The organism is Pleurocapsa sp. CCALA 161 (assembly GCF_003003995.1).
In the GTDB taxonomy this organism is placed as follows: Bacteria; Cyanobacteriota; Cyanobacteriia; order Cyanobacteriales; family Xenococcaceae; genus Waterburya.
This window is the reverse complement of sequence record NZ_PVWF01000038.1, coordinates 1-17,490: the sequence shown is the minus strand read 5'-3', so window position 1 is coordinate 17,490 and position 17,490 is coordinate 1. Positions and strand designations below refer to the sequence as shown.

Sequence of the window (17,490 nt, the reverse complement as noted above, 5' to 3'; positions counted from 1 at the left end):
TATTAAATCTGTTTCATAGTTTCATATAAGTTACTTAACTGATTTTACCTACTACCTACTACCCACTACCCACTACCCAAATTTGGCTTAACAAAATCAATATTCTGCCCAGCCATCATTAATACGGTAAGGAGGACCAGGATTAACAAGAGCTTGAATAATGTGATCAAAATAGGGAATAACTTCGACAGCATCTTCATTTTCTAGTAGAGCGATCGCCTCTTCTTTCAGACAGATTAAGGCTTCAACCCAGTTTCCCAAGGGAATCCCAAGAGACTGGTACATTTCTCTCATACCTTCTATCCCAATTTCGTCTAAAGGTTGACTGTTTCCAGCTAACACACAGTAAGCAATTAAACGAATGTACCAACCCTGATCGCGCTGACAGGAATTAGTTTTTCTCATATTCCCGCTATTACTAGGAGTAATAGGACGCCGTTTCCAGAACCTGCGGGAGCCTCTTTGTACGAGCCTGGTTTCATTGTCAGCTAGGATTCTCGCAATCCGAATTCTATTTGCTCCCGTTTGGCAGAAATTTTGTAATAAATTAATTTCGCTTAAACTCGGATAGCGAAGTTCTTCATCAGCATTAATAATCAGTTGTTTGACTATACTCATAGCTTTCCTCTTCTTGGGGGTGTTTTTCCGTATCCAGTGATTCTGGTTCGGCAGGATCTAAGTTCGTAACTGTAATTAATTCTTTATTTTCATCAACTGCATCAGATGCTGTCTGTATGGCTTCTACTATTTCTTTGGGAACGTGACCATTGCTTTGGGATGCCAATCTGGCTAGGCGATCGCGATTTTCCCTAATTTTTTGACCCACAACTTCTCCCGCAGTGTGTTGACGATCTAGTTGAGCTTGCGACCAATTAATCGGTTGAGCCAGCGATCGCATTGCCCAACCTTTAGGAGTAAGGTAGCGTTCATAGGGGACTATATCTTCGCCAAAAGTTGCTAAATATTCATCACTGTCTAAGATTTCATCAACTAAAGTATAAAAGCCTTTTTTGGAGCAAAGATCGTAATATTGATTCATTTCCGCACGCCCGTAGGTAGGACGACCTAATAAACGCCGATGAATACACTCGATCGCTTTAGTAATATACAGGTGATCCCAATATAAATTACGAAACCAGGTGGATTTAGCTAACTGTCGGACAAACTCACGGACGCTAATTTCACTATTTCTTAGTTTAGTTTCAGCGACGGTTAAATGTTGACCAGAAAAGGGCTGCTGTCCCCAAATTTGTTGATATACTCCTTTAATGATGGCTTCAACAGAATGGTTGGAGAGATTAATATTTCGCTGCCGATGTTCATGATTACTTTTGCTTTGCTTTAAAATCCTTTCTGAAGAGTAATTGTTAGTTACATTTTGAATTCTTGAACGAGAATGTACCAGCAGACGGTGATGATCTTGATTAAAGGATGCTGGTTGAGCATAAGGATTATTGGTTTCACTTTTAAAAACTGTACCAAACTGAGTTTCTAGAGGATCGTTGCCTACACCGTAAGGATGCTGATTGGGTAGAGGTTGTTGATAGTTGCCAAACATCGTGACAAATTGAGGAACTTTACGTACCGCAGCACTACATTTAAATAGATTTAATTGCGCTCCCCAGTTGCGACATTCCTGGGCTTCTTGACCTAAACCTCGTAGATAGGGAACAGTTTCTTCCCCAAAATAATCAGCATATTCAACCGAGTCTACTAAAGCATCAATTAAAGCTGGTAAACCACCACGAGAAATAATCTCAAAGTAATCTTGAAACTCTTCCATCGAACTCAAACCCCGTCCTAAAAAGTGACGAAATGCCAGTTCGATCACCCTAGAAATGGTGTATGGTTCGTAAAACAAGCGACGATAGAGACGGGTTTTACCCAAACTGCGGATAAATTCCTTAATCGAGGTATTGCCACCTGTAACCTGAGATTCCAATTGTTTAAAAGTAATGCCGTAGGTGCGATCGATGTCGCATTTAAATACCTGTCGATAGGCTGCTTTAACTACCGCTTGTTTTTCTCTCACCGAAGCGTTATGTTTCATCACAAACTTTGGTCGTGATTCTGCTGCTAAGGAATAACTTTGAGGTAACTCTAGTCCCTGTTGGTCATTAGATATACCTTCGCGCAGTTGATTAGCAGGCTTTTCGACTTCGTATTCTTTGATTAAAATATTAAAATAATATCTAATCGTATTTTGTGACTCCTCATTATCAGGAAAATAACTCAAAGACTTCCAGCACATTTCTTTGAGGGCGACTATCGTAGCGACAGTAACATCTTCTGGAATTACGCCCCGTAATCCCCTGGCATTTACTACCAAAATGCTGGGATTATCAGCGATAATCGCATAGGTAATATAGCGCAGAAACCACCCCAAATCTCGCATTGATCGTTTCATTCTTCTCTCGCCATAACGAGAGATATTAATTGGCTTAAATCCACCAGGTAGAGGTTCTTTACCAGTGGCTTGCAATCTGTAAATTGCTTCCATTAGCAATTCGACAAAGTTAAAAGTACGCCCTTTAATTAAAGATTGTGACTCTGAGAAAATTTTAACTTGATTCTGATTTTGAGCAGCATTTGCCTTGGCAATCGCAGCACTAGCAACAGTTATCGGTCTTACATAACCAGGCAGATCGACTAACTCTTTAGGCTTCTCTAAATAATCCATCGAATTACCACCATAGAAAATGCGATCGCCCCCAGCCGCTACAATAGCATCGGCATTCTGATTCAAGGTATCGACAATTTTTAATAACTTTGTACCAGAATCAAAATAACTAGCGAGTCGATTGAGTTCGCTTTGTTTGGAGTAACGATCCTGCTGTTCAGCTTGAGAAATTACGGCAAGAGGTGTTGTTTGATATAGTTGCGGATGAACAACGGGACTACCGCCACCTGTATTGACATTCATATGTTTAACCTAATTTTGTTTATTGTTTATTGTTTATTGTTTGTAGAGACATTTCTCCTTCAAAGATGTTACGCGACAGGAAGTTAGTGACGCGAAACGCCCTGACTGCGAATAGCCTCTACAGAAATCCTTGAATGATATAGTCAAAATAAGGTGCGATCGCAGCAGCATCCTTGAGACTGAGCATTTCTGCTGTTACTTCTTTTAGACAACGCATACATTCAGCCAGGTTTTTAAGCGGAATTTCCAGAGACTGGTACATCTCCTTTACACCTTTAATCCCAGATTTATCGATTGGTTCTGTATCCCCCAAAACGAGCGCATAAGTAATTAATCGCAAATACCAACCTTGATCTCGCAGACAAGAAGCTCTAAAAGTAGGATTACCAGTATTGCTAGGAGTATTAGGATATCGCTGCCAAAACCTTTGACTGCCTTTATTAACAATCTCAGCCTCATTAGCTACCAAAATTTGAGCTAGGCGCAGTCGATCTTCTCCTCCCTGATAAAAATCCTCAACAGCTTTTAACTCTCCCAGATTTAGATAGCGTGCTTGGCGATCTGCACTCTTAATCGAACGGGTAATAATGCTCATGATTAATATTTATTTTGTGAAAATGGCAATGTTGTAGGGGGCGATCGGCCGATCGCCCCCTACAAAGAATCAACTCAAGCCAGAACAGATGTAGTCAAAATACACACCCATTTCCTTCCCCGCATCAGTTCCGACTAAGTCAGCAGTAACTTCTTTCATGGCTTGAACGGCTCGCATCGTACCGCCAATAGGAACTCCTAAAGAGTTATAGGTTTCTCGTAAACCGTTGAGGACACGTTCTTCGAGAATAGAAGGATCGCCAGCTAACATCGCATAGGTGGCATAGCGCAAAAAGTATTCTAAGTCACGGATACAGGCTGCATAGCGACGACAGGTATACATATTGCCCCCAGGAGCAGTAATATCGGTGTACATCAATGACTTAGCTACTGCTTTAGTAATGATAGATTTAGCATTGGCACTAATAGCTAGAGAAGCTTTAGCCCGTAAATCGCCACTTCTAAAATATTCTTCCAAGCGATTCATCGCGTCACTATCGGGATATTGAGCGCGAACATCGAAAGTATTGATTGTGGAAGTAATAAGGTCTTGCATGATTTTATTTCCTGATTATTTTATTTAAGGGATTGATGATTAAGTCTGCTTTGAATTCTGGGCAACTCATTAAACTAATAGCTAATAGCTATTGGCTATTAGCTATTAGTTTTTCTATGAAAGCGATTGAATGATGAAATCAAAATAGGGTGCAACCTCAGCAGCATCTTCTTCATTCATCATCGATACAGCCTCTTCTTTGAGGCACTGCATACACTCAGCGATGTTGCGGATTGGTATTTCCAAAGAGTTATACATTTCCTTGATACCGATAGTGCCAATTTCTTCTAAGGGTTTTTCGCTGCCTGCCATAACTGAATAGGCAATTAGGCGAACATACCAACCTTGATCGCGCATACAGGAATTAGTTTTTCTTTCGACACCACTATTGCTAGGGGTTACAGGACAACGTTCCCAGAATTTATTTGTCCCATTTTGAACGATCTTTTGCTCATTTTCAGCTAAGAATCTGGCGATTCTCATCCGTTGTTCTCCTGTTTTGAGAAAGTCTTGAAAGATATGTATTTCTTTAGGACCAAGATAACGAGCTTCACTATCGGCATTGAGAATTAATTCAGCAACCATACTCATGAGTTTTCTCCTGATTTTTATTGTTTATATTGGAATTTTTGTTTGTTAGTATTTCAAGCTTGTCCAATCTATGTCCATCCCCTGAAGCAATATTGAGGAATTAACAATCTGAGTAATAATGAGCAGAAATAGACCGAACAAAAAGATGATTCCTAGCATTATTGGTGTAGTTCCCCAACCGCGAGTAACTCTTCCTGCTTCAGAGTTAATCGACTTAAAGAAATACTGTAAAGGGGCTGTTTTTTTGGAGGCAAAATTTGATTGTCTCATTACTAATTACTGTGGGAGATCTGATTACTGGGATTGACTTTTAACTGCTAAAGCTTCTGGCTTCTTACGGCTGGTAACATCGCCAACTTTCGCCCAAACTCCAAACTCGACTTGTTCTTCTAGTTCGATATCGATACCTGCAAAGACATCGCTGAATAAAGCACGAGTACCATGCCAGATATGACCAAAAAACCACAGTAAAGCAAAGCAGGCGTGGAAATAGGCAAAAAAGCCACGATTGCTGGTGCGGAATACGCCATCGGAATTATAGGTTTCGGTATCAAATTTAAAGGCTTCCCCTAATACTGCTTGACGAGCATATTTTTTAACTTGTACAGGGTCAGTAAAAGTTTGACCGTCTAAGAGTCCACCGTAGAAACTAACCATAACTCCAGTTTGTTCAAAGCTATTTTCAGCTTCAACTCTACGGAAGGGAATATCCGCACGAACAATATTATCTTCGTCAGTTAAGACAGTGGGAAAGGTTTCAAAGAAGCTATTCATCCGCCTGACGGTTACTTCTCTCCCTGCGCCATCTTGAAAGATGGGATGACCAAGCCAAGCTAGAGGTAAACCATCGCCATCAACCATGCGACCATAGCGGAATAGACCGCCCTTAGCGGGATTATTGCCAATGTAATCGTAAAATGCCAGCTTTTCGGGAATTTTCGACCAAGCCTGAGAAAGACTATCTCCCGCAGCTAAATTATTTTCTACTCGACGACTGATTTCCTGTTGATAGTAACCTTTATCCCATTGAAAACGAGTGGGTCCCCAAAGTTCTACAGGGGTGGTTGCTGTACCATACCACATCGAACCACTAGCGATCGCACCAGCAAAAAAGAAGACTGCTAAACCGCTAGCTAATGCACCTTCGATATTACCCATCCTCAGCAGTTTATACAGTTCTTCTGAAGGACGTACCACGATGTGAAATAGTCCGCCAATAATACCAACAATGCCAGCAGCAATATGATGAGCCACTACCCCGCCAGGATTATAGGGATCGAATCCCCTTGCATCCCAAACTGGTGCGACGCCCTGCATATGTCCTGTTAGTCCATAGGAGTCTGATACCCACATCCCAGGGCCAAAAATGCCTGTCAGATGGAAAGCACCAAAACCGAAGCAGAGTAAACCAGCAAGTAAAAGATGAATGCCAAATATTCTCGGTAAATCTAAGGTTGGTTGACCTTCTTCGTCAAAGAAAGTAACCAAATCCCAATTAACCCAATGCCAACAAGCGGCTAAAAACGATAGCCCCGATAAAATAATATGCGCGATCGCCACAGTTTCAAAAGTCCAGAAACCAGGATTGGTAAAGGTTTCACCCATAATATTCCAGCCCTGCCAGGAGTTGGTTACTCCCAAACGAGCTACAAAAGGCATTAAGAAACAGCCCTGTCGCCACATTGGATTAAGAACAGCATCACTGGGGTCGTATAAAGCCAGTTCAAACAATAGCATCGAACCAGCAAAGCCCGCACAAAGAGCATTATGCATTAAATGAACGGCTATCAATCGTCCTGGGTCGTTTAAAACTGACGTATGGACGCGATACCAAGGTAAGCCCATTAGTTATCTCCTCTAGATTAGTTGTCAAAAAGCGAGCATTAGAAAAAAAGCTTGAGATATGTACCGTCGAGAGAACCAGGAAAGCAATAATCTAAGATCATTACGATGGTTGAAAAAACGGTAATCATAATGGTGCAAACTAGAACAAAAGCGAGATAGGGTATTAAGCCCGGAGAGAGCAGCTCTTCCTTTTCTTCCGTTGCAGTGTCTGCATCAACGATTTTGTATTTGAACAGATTAGACATATTTAAACCTCCAATTGTCGATCAGAATTGATTATTTAACGATCGCGTAGCGTAGCCCTTTATGGTAGTCTTCGGCTAATCGCGATCGCGTTTGGGAATAGTGGCAAGAATTAATACTGCTGAAAGAATTGCCACGACAGCCAGAAAAGACATCCCTAGTCCGATCAGCACAATGATTGCACCTTCAAAAACATTTTCCATTACTGCGCATTACCCCGTGGCAACACTTCATCAGGAAACTGAAAACCTTCATGGATTTGATCTTGGGGTGCCATCCAAGCCCGTAAACCTTCATTGAGCAGAATATTCTTGGTATAGAAAGTTTCAAAACCAGGGTCTTCTGCTGCCCTTAATTCTTGAGAAATAAAGTCATAGGCTCTCAGGTTAAAAGCCAAGCCCACCATGCCGATCGCACTCATCCATAAGCCAGTTACAGGCACAAACAGCATAAAGAAATGTAACCAGCGTTTGTTAGAAAAGGCAATGCCAAAAATCTGCGACCAAAAGCGATTAGCGGTGACCATGGAATAGGTTTCTTCTGCTTGGGTGGGACTAAATGCGCCAAAGGTATTAAACGCCTGAGCATCTTTAAATAAAGTATTCTGTACCGTCGCCCCATGAATGGCACAGAGTAAAGCCCCGCCTAGGACTCCCGCAACTCCCATCATGTGAAAGGGATTGAGAGTATAGTTGTGAAAACCTTGGAAAAAGAGGACAAACCTAAAGATTCCACCTATTCCTAGACTAGGGGCGAAAAACCAACTTGATTGTCCTAATGGATAGACCAAAAAGACAGAGACAAATACAGCGATAGGGGCAGAAAACGCGATCGCATTATAAGGACGTATCCCGATAAGTCTGGCAATCTCAATCTGCCTCAACATAAAGCCGATTAGCCCGATTACTCCATGAAAAGCCGTAAAATTCCATAAACCGCCAATTTGACACCAGCGCGTAAAGTTCCAGTTAGCTTCAGGACCCCAGAGAAACAAGAGAGAATGACCCATACTATCGGCAGGAGTAGACACCGCAGCCGTTAAAATATTGCATCCTTCAAGATAAGAACTAACTAACCCATGGCTATACCAAGCACTGACAAAAGTAGTTCCTGTAAACCATGCGCCAATGGACAAATAAGCACAGGGGAAGAGTAGCAGTCCCGACCAGCCAATAAACACAAAGCGATCGCGCTTCAGCCAGTCATCGACCTGTTTAAACCAGCCTATATTTGATTGTGAGCGATTGCGATTGATTGCAATAGTCATACTAATGTCCTGTTGAAATACAACATTTAAAAGTTGAGCTTGAGGAAAAGGGGAAAGGAAAAAGGGAAAAAAATGTCCTAATATAATGGCTAGATTCCACTAGGAACAATTGCTAGGAAAAAGCTGATAAACATTAAGGTTGCCATTGCCATAGTCAAAGTGACGATGGACATGATTGGTACACTATTGAAAACCTTGTGAAAATTCTGCATTTTTTATCTCCTTAATTGTTTTGTTAACTTGATAATTCTGATCATCCTGTTGGGTTATGCTCTTGTTTTGGCAACAAGTAACGAATATTCCGAGTATCTTCCCCAACCAAACCTGCAAAATTCTTAACTTATTACTTATTACTTATTACTTGCTACTTGTTACTTATTACTTGCTCCTCACCATTCCACCCAACTAATCAATATCTCCCATTGATAAGACAGGTTCATCATCGCGATCGAGTCCTCGTTCAAAGCCAGCAGCTTGCGCTCTTGCTCTCCCTGCGTGCCACCAATGACCGACGAGAAAGAAGAAAGCGAGAATAATATGCGAACCAGTCATCCAAGTACGAATCGATAAATAATTAAAGCCGTTTATTTCAGTCGCTAAACCTGCTACAGAGTTAATTGACCCCATCGGTGCTTGCACCATATACTCAGCAGCTCGACGAACTTGCCAGGGTTGAACATCGTTACGCAGCTTATCTAGGTCTAAACCGTGATCTCCCCGTAAAGGCTCTAGCCAAGGGCCGCGAAAATCCCAAAAGCGCATGGTTTCACCACCAAAGATAATTTCTCCTGTAGGCGATCGCATTAAGTATTTACCCAAACCCACTGGTCCTTGAGTCGAACCAATATTTGCGCCTAAATCTTGGTCTCTAATTAGAAATACTAATGATTGCGCTTGGGAAGATTCGGCAACAGTAGGTCCATAAAATTCACTGGGATAAGCAGTATTGTTAAACCAAATAAACATGGCTGCAATAAATCCCTGTCCTGCTATATTGCCCAAACTTTGGGAAAGATAGGCTTCTCCCGACCAGATAAAAACTTTGTCAGTCCATTTAAAGGGAACGGTCAAAATATGCCAGATCCCACCAGCAATTAAGATACTACCCATCCAAATATGACCGCCGATAATATCTTCGAGGTTGTCAACACTGACGAGCCAGCCACTTCCACCCAGAGGATTACGGAAAAAGTAACCGAAAATCACTCGAGGATCGAGAGTTGGATTTGTTACTAGACGGACATCGCCACCTCCAGGTAGCCAGGTGTCATAAATACCGCCCCAGAACATTGCTTTACAAACTAAAAGTAATGCACCTATGCCCAAAGCAATTAGGTTATATCCGAGGATGTCAGTGATCTTTTTCTTGTCAGACCAGTCAAAATCATAAAAACCAGCTAGCTTACTAGGACCGCGCAGAGAATGATATAGTCCCCCGATACCCAATACAGCCGAACCGATTAAATGTAAAACGGCGATCGCCATAAAGGGAAATAGGCTGATAACTTCTCCTCCATGACCCACACCAAAGCCCAATGTGGCAATGTGAGGCATCAAGAGACAACCCTGTCTAAACATGGGCAGATCTGGGTCATAGTGTGCTACCTCATAAAGCAGCATTCCTCCCGCCCACAAAGCAATTAAGCCAGCATGGGCTACGTGCGCTCCTAAAAATCTGCCAGAAAGGTCAATGAAACGGGCATTTCCCGCCCACCAAGCATAGCCAGTAGAAGCCTGATCTCTGCCTTCTCGCCCTGGATTGATATCATCCCCCGCCGTAGCGGTAATATTGATCGTTAAATCGGTAAATGGTGTTTCCATAGGTTTTTATTAATTGTTGGTCTGTAGGGGCGAACGGCGACGCGACGAAGGAGCTAATCCTTTAGGGCGTTCGCCCCTACGGTAAATTGGTAGGAAAATTATTTATTTCTTGTTCTGAATTAATTTGCCAGTTAGAAAAAATAGGTAAGGAATCGGTTTGCCTTGTAGTCTCCGATAAACCCAAGTTGGCATCTAAAATAACGTCCATCCAAGTAGGAATTGTTCTACCCTGACTGATAATCGTGGGTTGTTGAAAATTAGTGCCTTCAAAGTCAAATGCCGCAATATCCACGCCAATCGCTGCCGACCAAATACCCGCGACGGGAAAGGCAGCCAAGAAGAAATGAAGCGATCGCGAACTCGGAAAACTAAATCCCCACAGGCTGCGCTGATAGTCTTGGGATTTATCAAATCTATAGGTTGGCTTCTTTTGACCTAATTTATAGCCAAGATTAATTGATTCATGTTTATTTGTATTGCGAATCAAAGTAGAAGTCACAATCGAACCGTGCATGGCACAGAGTAAAGCACCACCCAAAACTCCAATTACTCCTAACTGATGAAACGGACTCATCAAAATATTGTGGTCTGCCTGAAAGCGAAACATAAAGTAAAATGTCCCAGAAATCCCTAGAGGCATTCCTTCGGAGAAACCACCTTGTCCGAGGGGATAGATAATAAATACCGAGACAGCAGCAGCCACAGGTGCAGTAAAAGCTAGGGAAATCCAAGGACGCATCCCCAAGCGGTAGCTTAATTCCCACTCCCGATCTTGATAAGCAATGATGCCAATCAGAAAGTGTAGAACTATGAGCTGATAAGGACCACCATTGACTAGCCACTCATCAATTGAACCTGCCTCCCAAATTGGATAAAAGTGCAAACCAACTGCTGCTGAAGTAGGTATAACCGCTGCGGTGATCAGATTATTCCCATCTAATAAAGAGCCAGATATAGGCGAACCTAATCCTTGCATATCTACAGGTGGTGCAGCGGCGATCGCAATAATAAAGACAATACTGGCAGTTAACATTGTCGGAATCATTAACACACCAAACCAGCCAATATAAATACGGTTGTTGGTACTTGTGACCCACCGACAAAATCTCTCCCACAGATTAATTTGCTCTAATTGTTGAAAAACTGTCGGGATATTAGAATCTGGTTTAGTTGAAGATCTAAGTATGCGACTAGCCTCTAGGTAGGCTTCGCGATGCCTGTGGCTTGTACCGTATAGTTTGGTACTTGTACCGTATAGTTTGGCACTAACTTTATGCGTAGCGGCTTGCCCTCGAATGGAGGTATCCTTGAGGACGTAATCGCGCGGTATCATCTACTTACTCCTTACTAAAAATTGCTGTATTAACCGAAGGTGATTTAATACTCAAAATCTCTCTAACTCTGAATTGCTGGTGCTGTTAGTGCTATGGGTGTTGCCTCACCACAGGCTAAATCTAAAGGAAAGTTATGAGCATTACGTTCGTGCATCACTTCAAATCCCAAATTGGCGCGGTTGATCACATCTGCCCAACTAGGTAATACTCGACCTTGAGAGTCTAAAATTGACTGATTAAAGTTAAAGCCATTGAGGTTAAATGCCATGATGCATATTCCCAAAGCCGTAAACCAAATACAAACCACTGGCCAAGCTGCTAGGAAAAAATGGAGGTTGCGACTGTTTTGGAAACTGGCATATTGAAAGATTAAGCGACCAAAATAACCATGAGCAGCAACTATGTTATAGGTTTCCTCTTCTTGACCGAATTTATAACCATTGTTCTGTGACTCGCTCTCAGTCGTTTCTTTAATTAAAGAAGATGTAACCAAAGAGCCATGCATGGCTGCAAAGAAAGCTCCACCAAATACACCTGCCACCCCTAACATATGAAATGGGTGCATTAAAATATTATGTTCAGCTTGAAAGACAAACATAAAGTTAAACGTCCCACTAATACCCATAGGTAAGCCATCTGAAAAACTACCTTGTCCAATGGGGTAGATTAAAAAGACTGAAGTTGTGGCCGCAACAGGTGCGCTAAAAGCAACGCAAATCCAAGGACGCATCCCTAAACGATAGCTTAGTTCCCACTCTCGCCCCAAATAGCAACATAAAGCAGGAATATAGTGAAAAGCAATCATTTGATAAGGACCTCCATTATAGAGCCATTCATCCATCGATGCTGCTTCCCAAATGGGGTAAAAGTGCAAGCCGATCGCATTAGAGGTAGGTACGACGGCGGCGGTGATAATATTATTGCCATAGAGTAATGAACCAGATACAGGTTCGCGAATTCCATCGATATCTACAGGAGGTGCGCCAATAAAGGCGATGGTGAATACGCAAATGGAAACGCTGAGTAAGGGAATCATGAGTACTCCAAACCAGCCGATATAAAGGCGATTTTCGGTGCTAGTAACCCATTGACAGAAACGCTCCCATAAATCGGCTTGTTGCGATCGCCCAATAGTTGTAGTCATAAGTTATGTATTATCTCTTGAGTGAAAATTAGGTAAGAAAAATTTGTTCGGTGTTAACGAAGGTTAAAGATATTTGCCAGAGAATATTTCGGTTTTATCTACCCAACAGATTAAAAATCGTCCTTTTCTGCTAAGTCTGATTGATCATCTGAATCTCTAGGTATCTAGAAACGAATAAATGCAGTAACATAATTAATAACTCCTTGCTAAAAGGGTAGGGAAATAAACCCCATCGTTACGGTTTCCGAGGCCAGGAACGGTGGGGTTTGCCCATAAGAGAAGTAAAAGTTAGATGGCAACTAATTTACCTCTATGGGAAAGATATTAACCAAACAATCTGAAAAACTTATGAAGAGGATGAATATTTTAGTAACAACTGGAATTAATCTATTCATCCCAGTTGAGTAATCCATAAATTTGAGTAGCTAGGGTCAAAAGATCGAAGGATTTGGCGATCGCCTTAATTCCTCTTGTCTGCTGAAGCTTAACTATCTCTGGAGATTGAGGTGCAGAAGTCAACAAAATGATGGGGATCTGGTTGGTCAAAGAATTTTGCTGTAAATCTTTGATTATTTCTGACCAACTTAAATCGGGGATAATTTCATCAATATCGAGCAAGATAGCCTCAATTTGTCCTGTTGAAACTCTGGCAATGGCATCAACACCAGAACTAGCTATGATTACTTTGCAGTTAAAAATAGTCTCAAAACAAAGCTGCATCATCTCTTCAATTGCACAATCGCAATTAATCAACAAAATACGTTGAGTTTCAATTGACATTGAGAATTTCTTGGTTAGCATCTCTAAATTGTCAGTAGTCTGACATCTTTTTGTAAATACTAAACAAAGAATCTGAATAATTGATGAAGCTGCATTTTGAGCAATAGAACTGCATCGATCATAATCAATAGTTGTTAACTCAAAACTTGAGCTACGCGGTCTGCTAAATTAAACGGATCGTAGGGTTTAGTGATTACATCAAACACCTGTAGTTGAGTAAAAGATTTTAGTTCAGCTGGTTGAGCTTTTGCCGTTAATAAAATTACGGGAATAGAGCGAGTGACCAAATTAGCCTGTAGTTCAGAAAAAGTTTCCAAACCATCCATAACGGGCATCATCACATCTAACGTGTTGCTGCACAATACTACGGCAAATAGCCAGTCCCAAACCCGTGCCACCGCGATCGCAAGAATCGGCAGCATCAACCTGTTGAAAGCGATCAAAGACTGTTTCTAAGTGTTCTGGAGGAATACCTCTACCGCAATCTTGCACTTGAAATCTGACTGTATCATCATTTTGGAGGCGGGCATCTAGAGTAACCGTAGTCTGGGGGGATGAGAATTTGATGGCGTTGCTAAGGAGGTTAGTTAAGGTTTGGATAATGCGATCGCGATCGATGATGTCATTTAGAATCAGAATCCGTGAGACAGAACTTCTGGGTGATGGAAAACATCAATTTTTAACACGAATTGTCTTTTCGCATCTTCAGATTGGTCAAAAATCATTGTTAAAAAGAAAACGGATATTATGGGGTCATCATGTTTATATTGGAGCTTTACGGTTGCCAAATAATTCTCTGCTAACTATTATGGTCATCTTTTCTGCGTTGATTCTCGTAGCGCTAGCTGTATTTTTCTAGCCAAGATTGAAACATAAGGTTCTTGAAGTATTTCCAAATGCTCTCCAGGGACATCAAAAATAGACAAACCCGATTGAGCCAGCTCTTGCCAATCTAGTTTAGAGTCCATATCATCAGTAGCGCGAAACATGTTAATGTGACCTGGATATGGTTGTATTACATAATTTTGATTAACTGCTTGATACTCTCGTGTATATTGAATATGTTCAACTTGAGCAAAATTGCGACTTGTCGTGTCGATAAAATTCTCTCGCACCCAATCGATTTGGTATAAATGCGACCTAAATGTATTCATGCCTAACTCGAAACGCCATTTGACACGATCTAGGACGTGGTTTGTTCCTTTGGTGCGAACTTTATCAATGTGACCCGAAATACGCTCTTTTAAGGAAAGAGGTTTACGAATTGAGTTTTTGTCAGGATAAAAAGTATCTAGCAAACCCAAAAACTTAACCTCCTGTCCCTGAGCTACAAGTCGTTGAGCTATTTCATAGGCAACTACGCCCCCAAAAGATACTCCGATTAAATAATAAGGACCTTGAGGCTGAACTTGTTGTAGATTGGGGGTATAGTAAGATGCCAAACCCATAATATTTCTAGGGTGAGGTTTGTACGGTTCATCACTCAAAAATGATGACAATCCATAAAGGCTGATATCTGTATTCAAATACTTAGCCAGAGGGCGATAAAATTCTAAACCATGACCTAAATTGTGAATACAAAACAAGATTGGTCGGGAATTACCTTGTTTAATTGTCACAAAGCTTTTCGGATAGCCAATGCTTTCGTTTCGACGAATAAGATTAGCTAAAGCTTCTGGAGTTGACGCTTGGAACACAGCAGAGACAGGGATTTTTTGTCGATATCTATGTTCTATTTCAGTAACTACTCGCGCTGCAAGTAGAGAATTACCTCCTAATTCAATAAAGTCATCTCGAATGCCTATCGCCTTAAGCATCAAAATCTCTTGTAACATCTGCACTAGCTCAGATTCTAGGCAATCGCGGGGAGCAATAGCAGATTCTAATGATTCACTGACATTGAGTTCGGATAAAGCACGATAGTCTACTTTGCCACTAATGGTTAAAGGAAAAGCATCTAAAAAAATGAAAGTTCCTGGTATCATATAGGTCGGTAATTTTTCTTGCAGATAACTGCGAAGAATTTCCACTGTTGGCTGTTCAATTTTATTAGGCACAACGTAGGCGCAAAGAGTTTCTCCCAACCTATTCTCGCGGATAATTACGGCGGTTTCTTGAACTAATTGATGTTGAGATAATACTGCTTCAATTTCTCCTAATTCAATCCGCAATCCTTGGATATTGACTTGGCGATCGATTCTGCCGAGGAATTGAATCGAACCATCGGGTAGATAACGACCCAAATCCCCTGTTTTATACAAACGTTCCCCCCGAACATAAGGATTATCGACAAACTTTTCGGCAGTCAATTCAAGTCGATTGAGATAGCCTTGGGCAACTCCCGCACCGCTAATATGAATTTCGGCAGCCACTCCGATGGGTACTGGTTGCAAGTATGAATTTAATAGATAGATTCTCATGTTGGGTATAGGACGACCAACAGGGAGGGTTTTAAAACGGCGATCTATTTGGGCAGGGATTTGATATATGGTAACTACTCCCGTACCTTCTGTTTGACCGTAAATATTAGCTAGTTTGACATCAGGTTTAAAAGTCTCCCGCCAACACTGATAAATTTCTGGGGTTACTTGTTCTCCTCCTGCTGCCACTAACCGCACCTGATTGTCTAATAAGTTTTTGCGATAATCGCTATTTTGCCGCTCTAGAATTGCCGAGAAGTTACGCCAAAAAGACGGAACATGGTCTACTATAGTCACTCCATGACGTTTTATTAGTTCAAATAACTCTAAAGGATTTCTGCTTTCTTCTGCCGTAACAATTACCGCAGTCGCACCTTGGGCTAAAGGCATTAGTAATTGTCTTGCTGAGACTATCAGGGCAATTGAACCACGATGGAGATAAATATCTGCGGGAGTTATTTCTAAAGCTAACTGTAAAGATTGAGCATAATGACTCAGATTACCGTGAGTCAGCATCACTCCTTTGGGTTTGCCTGTAGAGCCTGAAGTATAGACAATATGAGCTAAATCTGAGCTTTTTACAGTCTCATCTAAATTATCTTGAGGTTGTCGGGTAATTAAATGCCAATCTCGCTCAAGACAGATAGTCTGTTCTATTTGGGTAGGTAATTTTTTCAGTAAACTTTCTTGAGTCAATAATACCTTTACCCGAGCATCTTCTAAGATGAAAGCTAGTCTGGCGGGAGGATTGCTAATATCTAAAGGTATGTATGCTCCTCCTGCTTTAAGAATAGCTAAAACTCCAACGACCATGGAGAGCGATCGCTCTAGGCACAAACCGACTAAAGAATCTCTGGTAACGCCTAAGGTTTGTAGATATCGAGCTAGCTGATTGGCTTGGGCATTTAATTCGCCATAAGTTAACTGTTCTCCTCGACAAATAATCGCCACTGCTTCAGGATTTTGCCTAACTCGTGTTTCAAATAGTTGATGAATACATTGCCGTGCAGACTCTGCTTGAGTTTGATTCCAATTAACTAAAACCTGCTGTTGCTCTGATGAAGACAGCAAAGGCATAGATGCAATCGAAGATTGAGGATTGGCAATAATTGACTTGAGTAATACCTGATAGTTGTCAAAGATGCGTTGAATAGTTGTTGCATCAAATAAATTGCGGTCGTATTCGATTCTACAGATTAAATGCTGCGATTTTTCTCTAATGTTTAAAAATAATTCTGGTTCAGGTATTTTTTTGTTGGATTTAACTTCAGAGGTCGAAGATAAGCTATCAAATCTAAACAACATCTGAGATAAAGAAGCTAATCGAAATTCTGAGTTTTGCGCCTCTGAAGCTGTGGTTGAGGTGGGGATGGGTTGAGATACATAATCACTAGTTTCTGAGATTTGGGATTGAACGATCTTCAATAACTCATTGAACTTTTGATTACCTTCAAGAGTTACTCTAATTGGTAATATTCCTGGCTCAGTTTTTTGTCGATTATCATACCAGTTTAAACAGCCAACTACTATATCTTCTTGATTGGTATAGCGATATAGCAGAACTTGAAAAGCACTAAGCAAAATAATAGAAATTGAAATAGTTTCTTGTTGAGCAATTTCTTGTAAGCCTTGCCTTAAGTCTTCAGAAAAGGTAAATAAATTTTCCCCGATGTTAGCTGAAGGATAATCAATTTGAGCTTCTGAATCTACCAAGAGCGAGCGAACCCGATCTGTAGGAAAATCTAATAGTGGAGGAATATTTTCAAGTTGTTTTTGCCAGTAATTAATTTCTCCATTGGAAATTGATGATGAAAAATTATTTTGGTAAAACATAAATACTTTGTTTTTTTGCTAGAGGATCGATGTATTAGCGATAGTATTACTAAGTTTAAGCATTGACATACTCCCACCGCTAATCGGAGTACCGATATAGCGGGGGATTCTTATTCATGGTTCATCGAAGTCCACTTAC

Annotated in this window: 16 protein-coding genes and 1 pseudogene; all 17 read right to left on the bottom strand. The window is 41.1% G+C overall.

Annotation, left to right across the window (positions count from 1 at the left end; genetic code table 11):
* Window positions 1-96: 96 nt before the first annotated feature.
* Window positions 97-618, bottom strand: coding sequence for an allophycocyanin subunit alpha-B (apcD, locus tag C7B62_RS11175; protein ID WP_106235919.1), 522 nt, complete (start codon window positions 616-618; stop codon window positions 97-99).
* Window positions 590-2,923, bottom strand: coding sequence for a phycobilisome rod-core linker polypeptide (locus tag C7B62_RS11170; protein ID WP_106235916.1), 2,334 nt, complete (start codon window positions 2,921-2,923; stop codon window positions 590-592). Before C7B62_RS11170 ends, apcD (C7B62_RS11175) begins: the two co-directional genes overlap by 29 nt.
* Before the next feature lie 118 nt (window positions 2,924-3,041).
* Complete coding sequence (gene apcD, locus C7B62_RS11165) at window positions 3,042-3,518, bottom strand: allophycocyanin subunit alpha-B (protein ID WP_106235913.1); 477 nt, start codon at window positions 3,516-3,518, stop codon at window positions 3,042-3,044.
* Between the two features lie 69 nt (window positions 3,519-3,587).
* Window positions 3,588-4,073, bottom strand: coding sequence for an allophycocyanin subunit beta (locus tag C7B62_RS11160; RefSeq protein ID WP_106235911.1), 486 nt, complete (start codon window positions 4,071-4,073; stop codon window positions 3,588-3,590).
* Window positions 4,074-4,187: 114 nt separating this feature from the next.
* Entirely contained in the window at window positions 4,188-4,664 is a 477-nt protein-coding gene (gene apcD / locus C7B62_RS11155; RefSeq protein WP_106235909.1) for an allophycocyanin subunit alpha-B, read from the bottom strand.
* 45 nt (window positions 4,665-4,709) lie between these two features.
* Window positions 4,710-4,934 carry a photosystem II reaction center phosphoprotein PsbH gene (gene psbH / locus C7B62_RS11150; protein WP_106235907.1) on the bottom strand — a complete coding sequence of 75 codons (225 nt, stop codon included), beginning with the start codon at window positions 4,932-4,934 and terminating at the stop codon, window positions 4,710-4,712.
* A gap of 24 nt (window positions 4,935-4,958) precedes the next feature.
* Window positions 4,959-6,509, bottom strand: a complete 1,551-nt coding sequence (gene psbB / locus C7B62_RS11145; RefSeq protein WP_106235904.1) for a photosystem II chlorophyll-binding protein CP47 — start codon at window positions 6,507-6,509, stop codon at window positions 4,959-4,961.
* A 320-nt stretch (window positions 6,510-6,829) separates the two neighbouring features.
* Window positions 6,830-6,955 (bottom strand): hypothetical protein, encoded by a 126-nt coding sequence (locus C7B62_RS26865; protein ID WP_255414006.1) that lies wholly within the window; start codon window positions 6,953-6,955, stop codon window positions 6,830-6,832.
* Window positions 6,955-8,019, bottom strand: coding sequence for a photosystem II D2 protein (photosystem q(a) protein) (gene psbD, locus C7B62_RS11135; protein ID WP_106235896.1), 1,065 nt, complete (start codon window positions 8,017-8,019; stop codon window positions 6,955-6,957). The genes C7B62_RS26865 and psbD overlap by 1 nt, the downstream gene beginning before the upstream one ends.
* Before the next feature lie 89 nt (window positions 8,020-8,108).
* Window positions 8,109-8,231, bottom strand: coding sequence for a hypothetical protein (locus C7B62_RS26860; protein WP_255414005.1), 123 nt, complete (start codon window positions 8,229-8,231; stop codon window positions 8,109-8,111).
* Window positions 8,232-8,424: 193 nt separating this feature from the next.
* Window positions 8,425-9,840: a photosystem II reaction center protein CP43 gene (gene psbC, locus C7B62_RS11130; protein ID WP_106235893.1), complete on the bottom strand. Its 1,416-nt coding sequence runs from the start codon at window positions 9,838-9,840 to the stop codon at window positions 8,425-8,427.
* Between the two features lie 76 nt (window positions 9,841-9,916).
* Complete coding sequence (locus tag C7B62_RS11125; protein WP_199194150.1) at window positions 9,917-10,993, bottom strand: photosystem II q(b) protein; 1,077 nt, start codon at window positions 10,991-10,993, stop codon at window positions 9,917-9,919.
* A 242-nt stretch (window positions 10,994-11,235) separates the two neighbouring features.
* On the bottom strand, window positions 11,236-12,318 hold the full coding sequence (psbA, locus tag C7B62_RS11120) for a photosystem II q(b) protein (protein ID WP_106235889.1): 1,083 nt from the start codon (window positions 12,316-12,318) through the stop codon (window positions 11,236-11,238).
* Window positions 12,319-12,705: 387 nt separating this feature from the next.
* Window positions 12,706-13,098: a response regulator gene (locus C7B62_RS11115; protein ID WP_158260669.1), complete on the bottom strand. Its 393-nt coding sequence runs from the start codon at window positions 13,096-13,098 to the stop codon at window positions 12,706-12,708.
* A 134-nt stretch (window positions 13,099-13,232) separates the two neighbouring features.
* A complete protein-coding gene (locus C7B62_RS11110) occupies window positions 13,233-13,436 on the bottom strand; it encodes a response regulator (RefSeq protein WP_106235881.1) in 204 nt (67 codons plus the stop codon).
* Between the two features lie 10 nt (window positions 13,437-13,446).
* Window positions 13,447-13,713, bottom strand: a pseudogene (locus C7B62_RS11105) (sensor histidine kinase); the annotation flags it as partial.
* A gap of 197 nt (window positions 13,714-13,910) precedes the next feature.
* Window positions 13,911-17,351, bottom strand: a complete 3,441-nt coding sequence (locus C7B62_RS11100) for an amino acid adenylation domain-containing protein (protein WP_106235876.1) — start codon at window positions 17,349-17,351, stop codon at window positions 13,911-13,913.
* Window positions 17,352-17,490 lie beyond the last annotated feature (139 nt).

Bases quoted from the DNA above. Each gene is read 5' to 3' on its own strand.
- apcD (WP_106235919.1), bottom strand. From the start codon at position 618: ATGAGTATAGTCAAACAACTGATTATTAATGCTGATGAAGAACTTCGC.
- C7B62_RS11170 (WP_106235916.1), bottom strand. From the start codon at position 2,923: ATGAATGTCAATACAGGTGGCGGTAGTCCCGTTGTTCATCCGCAACTA.
- apcD (WP_106235913.1), bottom strand. From the start codon at position 3,518: ATGAGCATTATTACCCGTTCGATTAAGAGTGCAGATCGCCAAGCACGC.
- C7B62_RS11160 (WP_106235911.1), bottom strand. From the start codon at position 4,073: ATGCAAGACCTTATTACTTCCACAATCAATACTTTCGATGTTCGCGCT.
- apcD (WP_106235909.1), bottom strand. From the start codon at position 4,664: ATGAGTATGGTTGCTGAATTAATTCTCAATGCCGATAGTGAAGCTCGT.
- psbH (WP_106235907.1), bottom strand. From the start codon at position 4,934: ATGAGACAATCAAATTTTGCCTCCAAAAAAACAGCCCCTTTACAGTAT.
- psbB (WP_106235904.1), bottom strand. From the start codon at position 6,509: ATGGGCTTACCTTGGTATCGCGTCCATACGTCAGTTTTAAACGACCCA.
- C7B62_RS26865 (WP_255414006.1), bottom strand. From the start codon at position 6,955: ATGGAAAATGTTTTTGAAGGTGCAATCATTGTGCTGATCGGACTAGGG.
- psbD (WP_106235896.1), bottom strand. From the start codon at position 8,019: ATGACTATTGCAATCAATCGCAATCGCTCACAATCAAATATAGGCTGG.
- C7B62_RS26860 (WP_255414005.1), bottom strand. From the start codon at position 8,231: ATGCAGAATTTTCACAAGGTTTTCAATAGTGTACCAATCATGTCCATC.
- psbC (WP_106235893.1), bottom strand. From the start codon at position 9,840: ATGGAAACACCATTTACCGATTTAACGATCAATATTACCGCTACGGCG.
- psbA (WP_106235889.1), bottom strand. From the start codon at position 12,318: ATGACTACAACTATTGGGCGATCGCAACAAGCCGATTTATGGGAGCGT.
- C7B62_RS11115 (WP_158260669.1), bottom strand. From the start codon at position 13,098: ATGTCAATTGAAACTCAACGTATTTTGTTGATTAATTGCGATTGTGCA.
- C7B62_RS11110 (WP_106235881.1), bottom strand. From the start codon at position 13,436: ATGATGCCCGTTATGGATGGTTTGGAAACTTTTTCTGAACTACAGGCT.
- C7B62_RS11100 (WP_106235876.1), bottom strand. From the start codon at position 17,351: ATGTTTTACCAAAATAATTTTTCATCATCAATTTCCAATGGAGAAATT.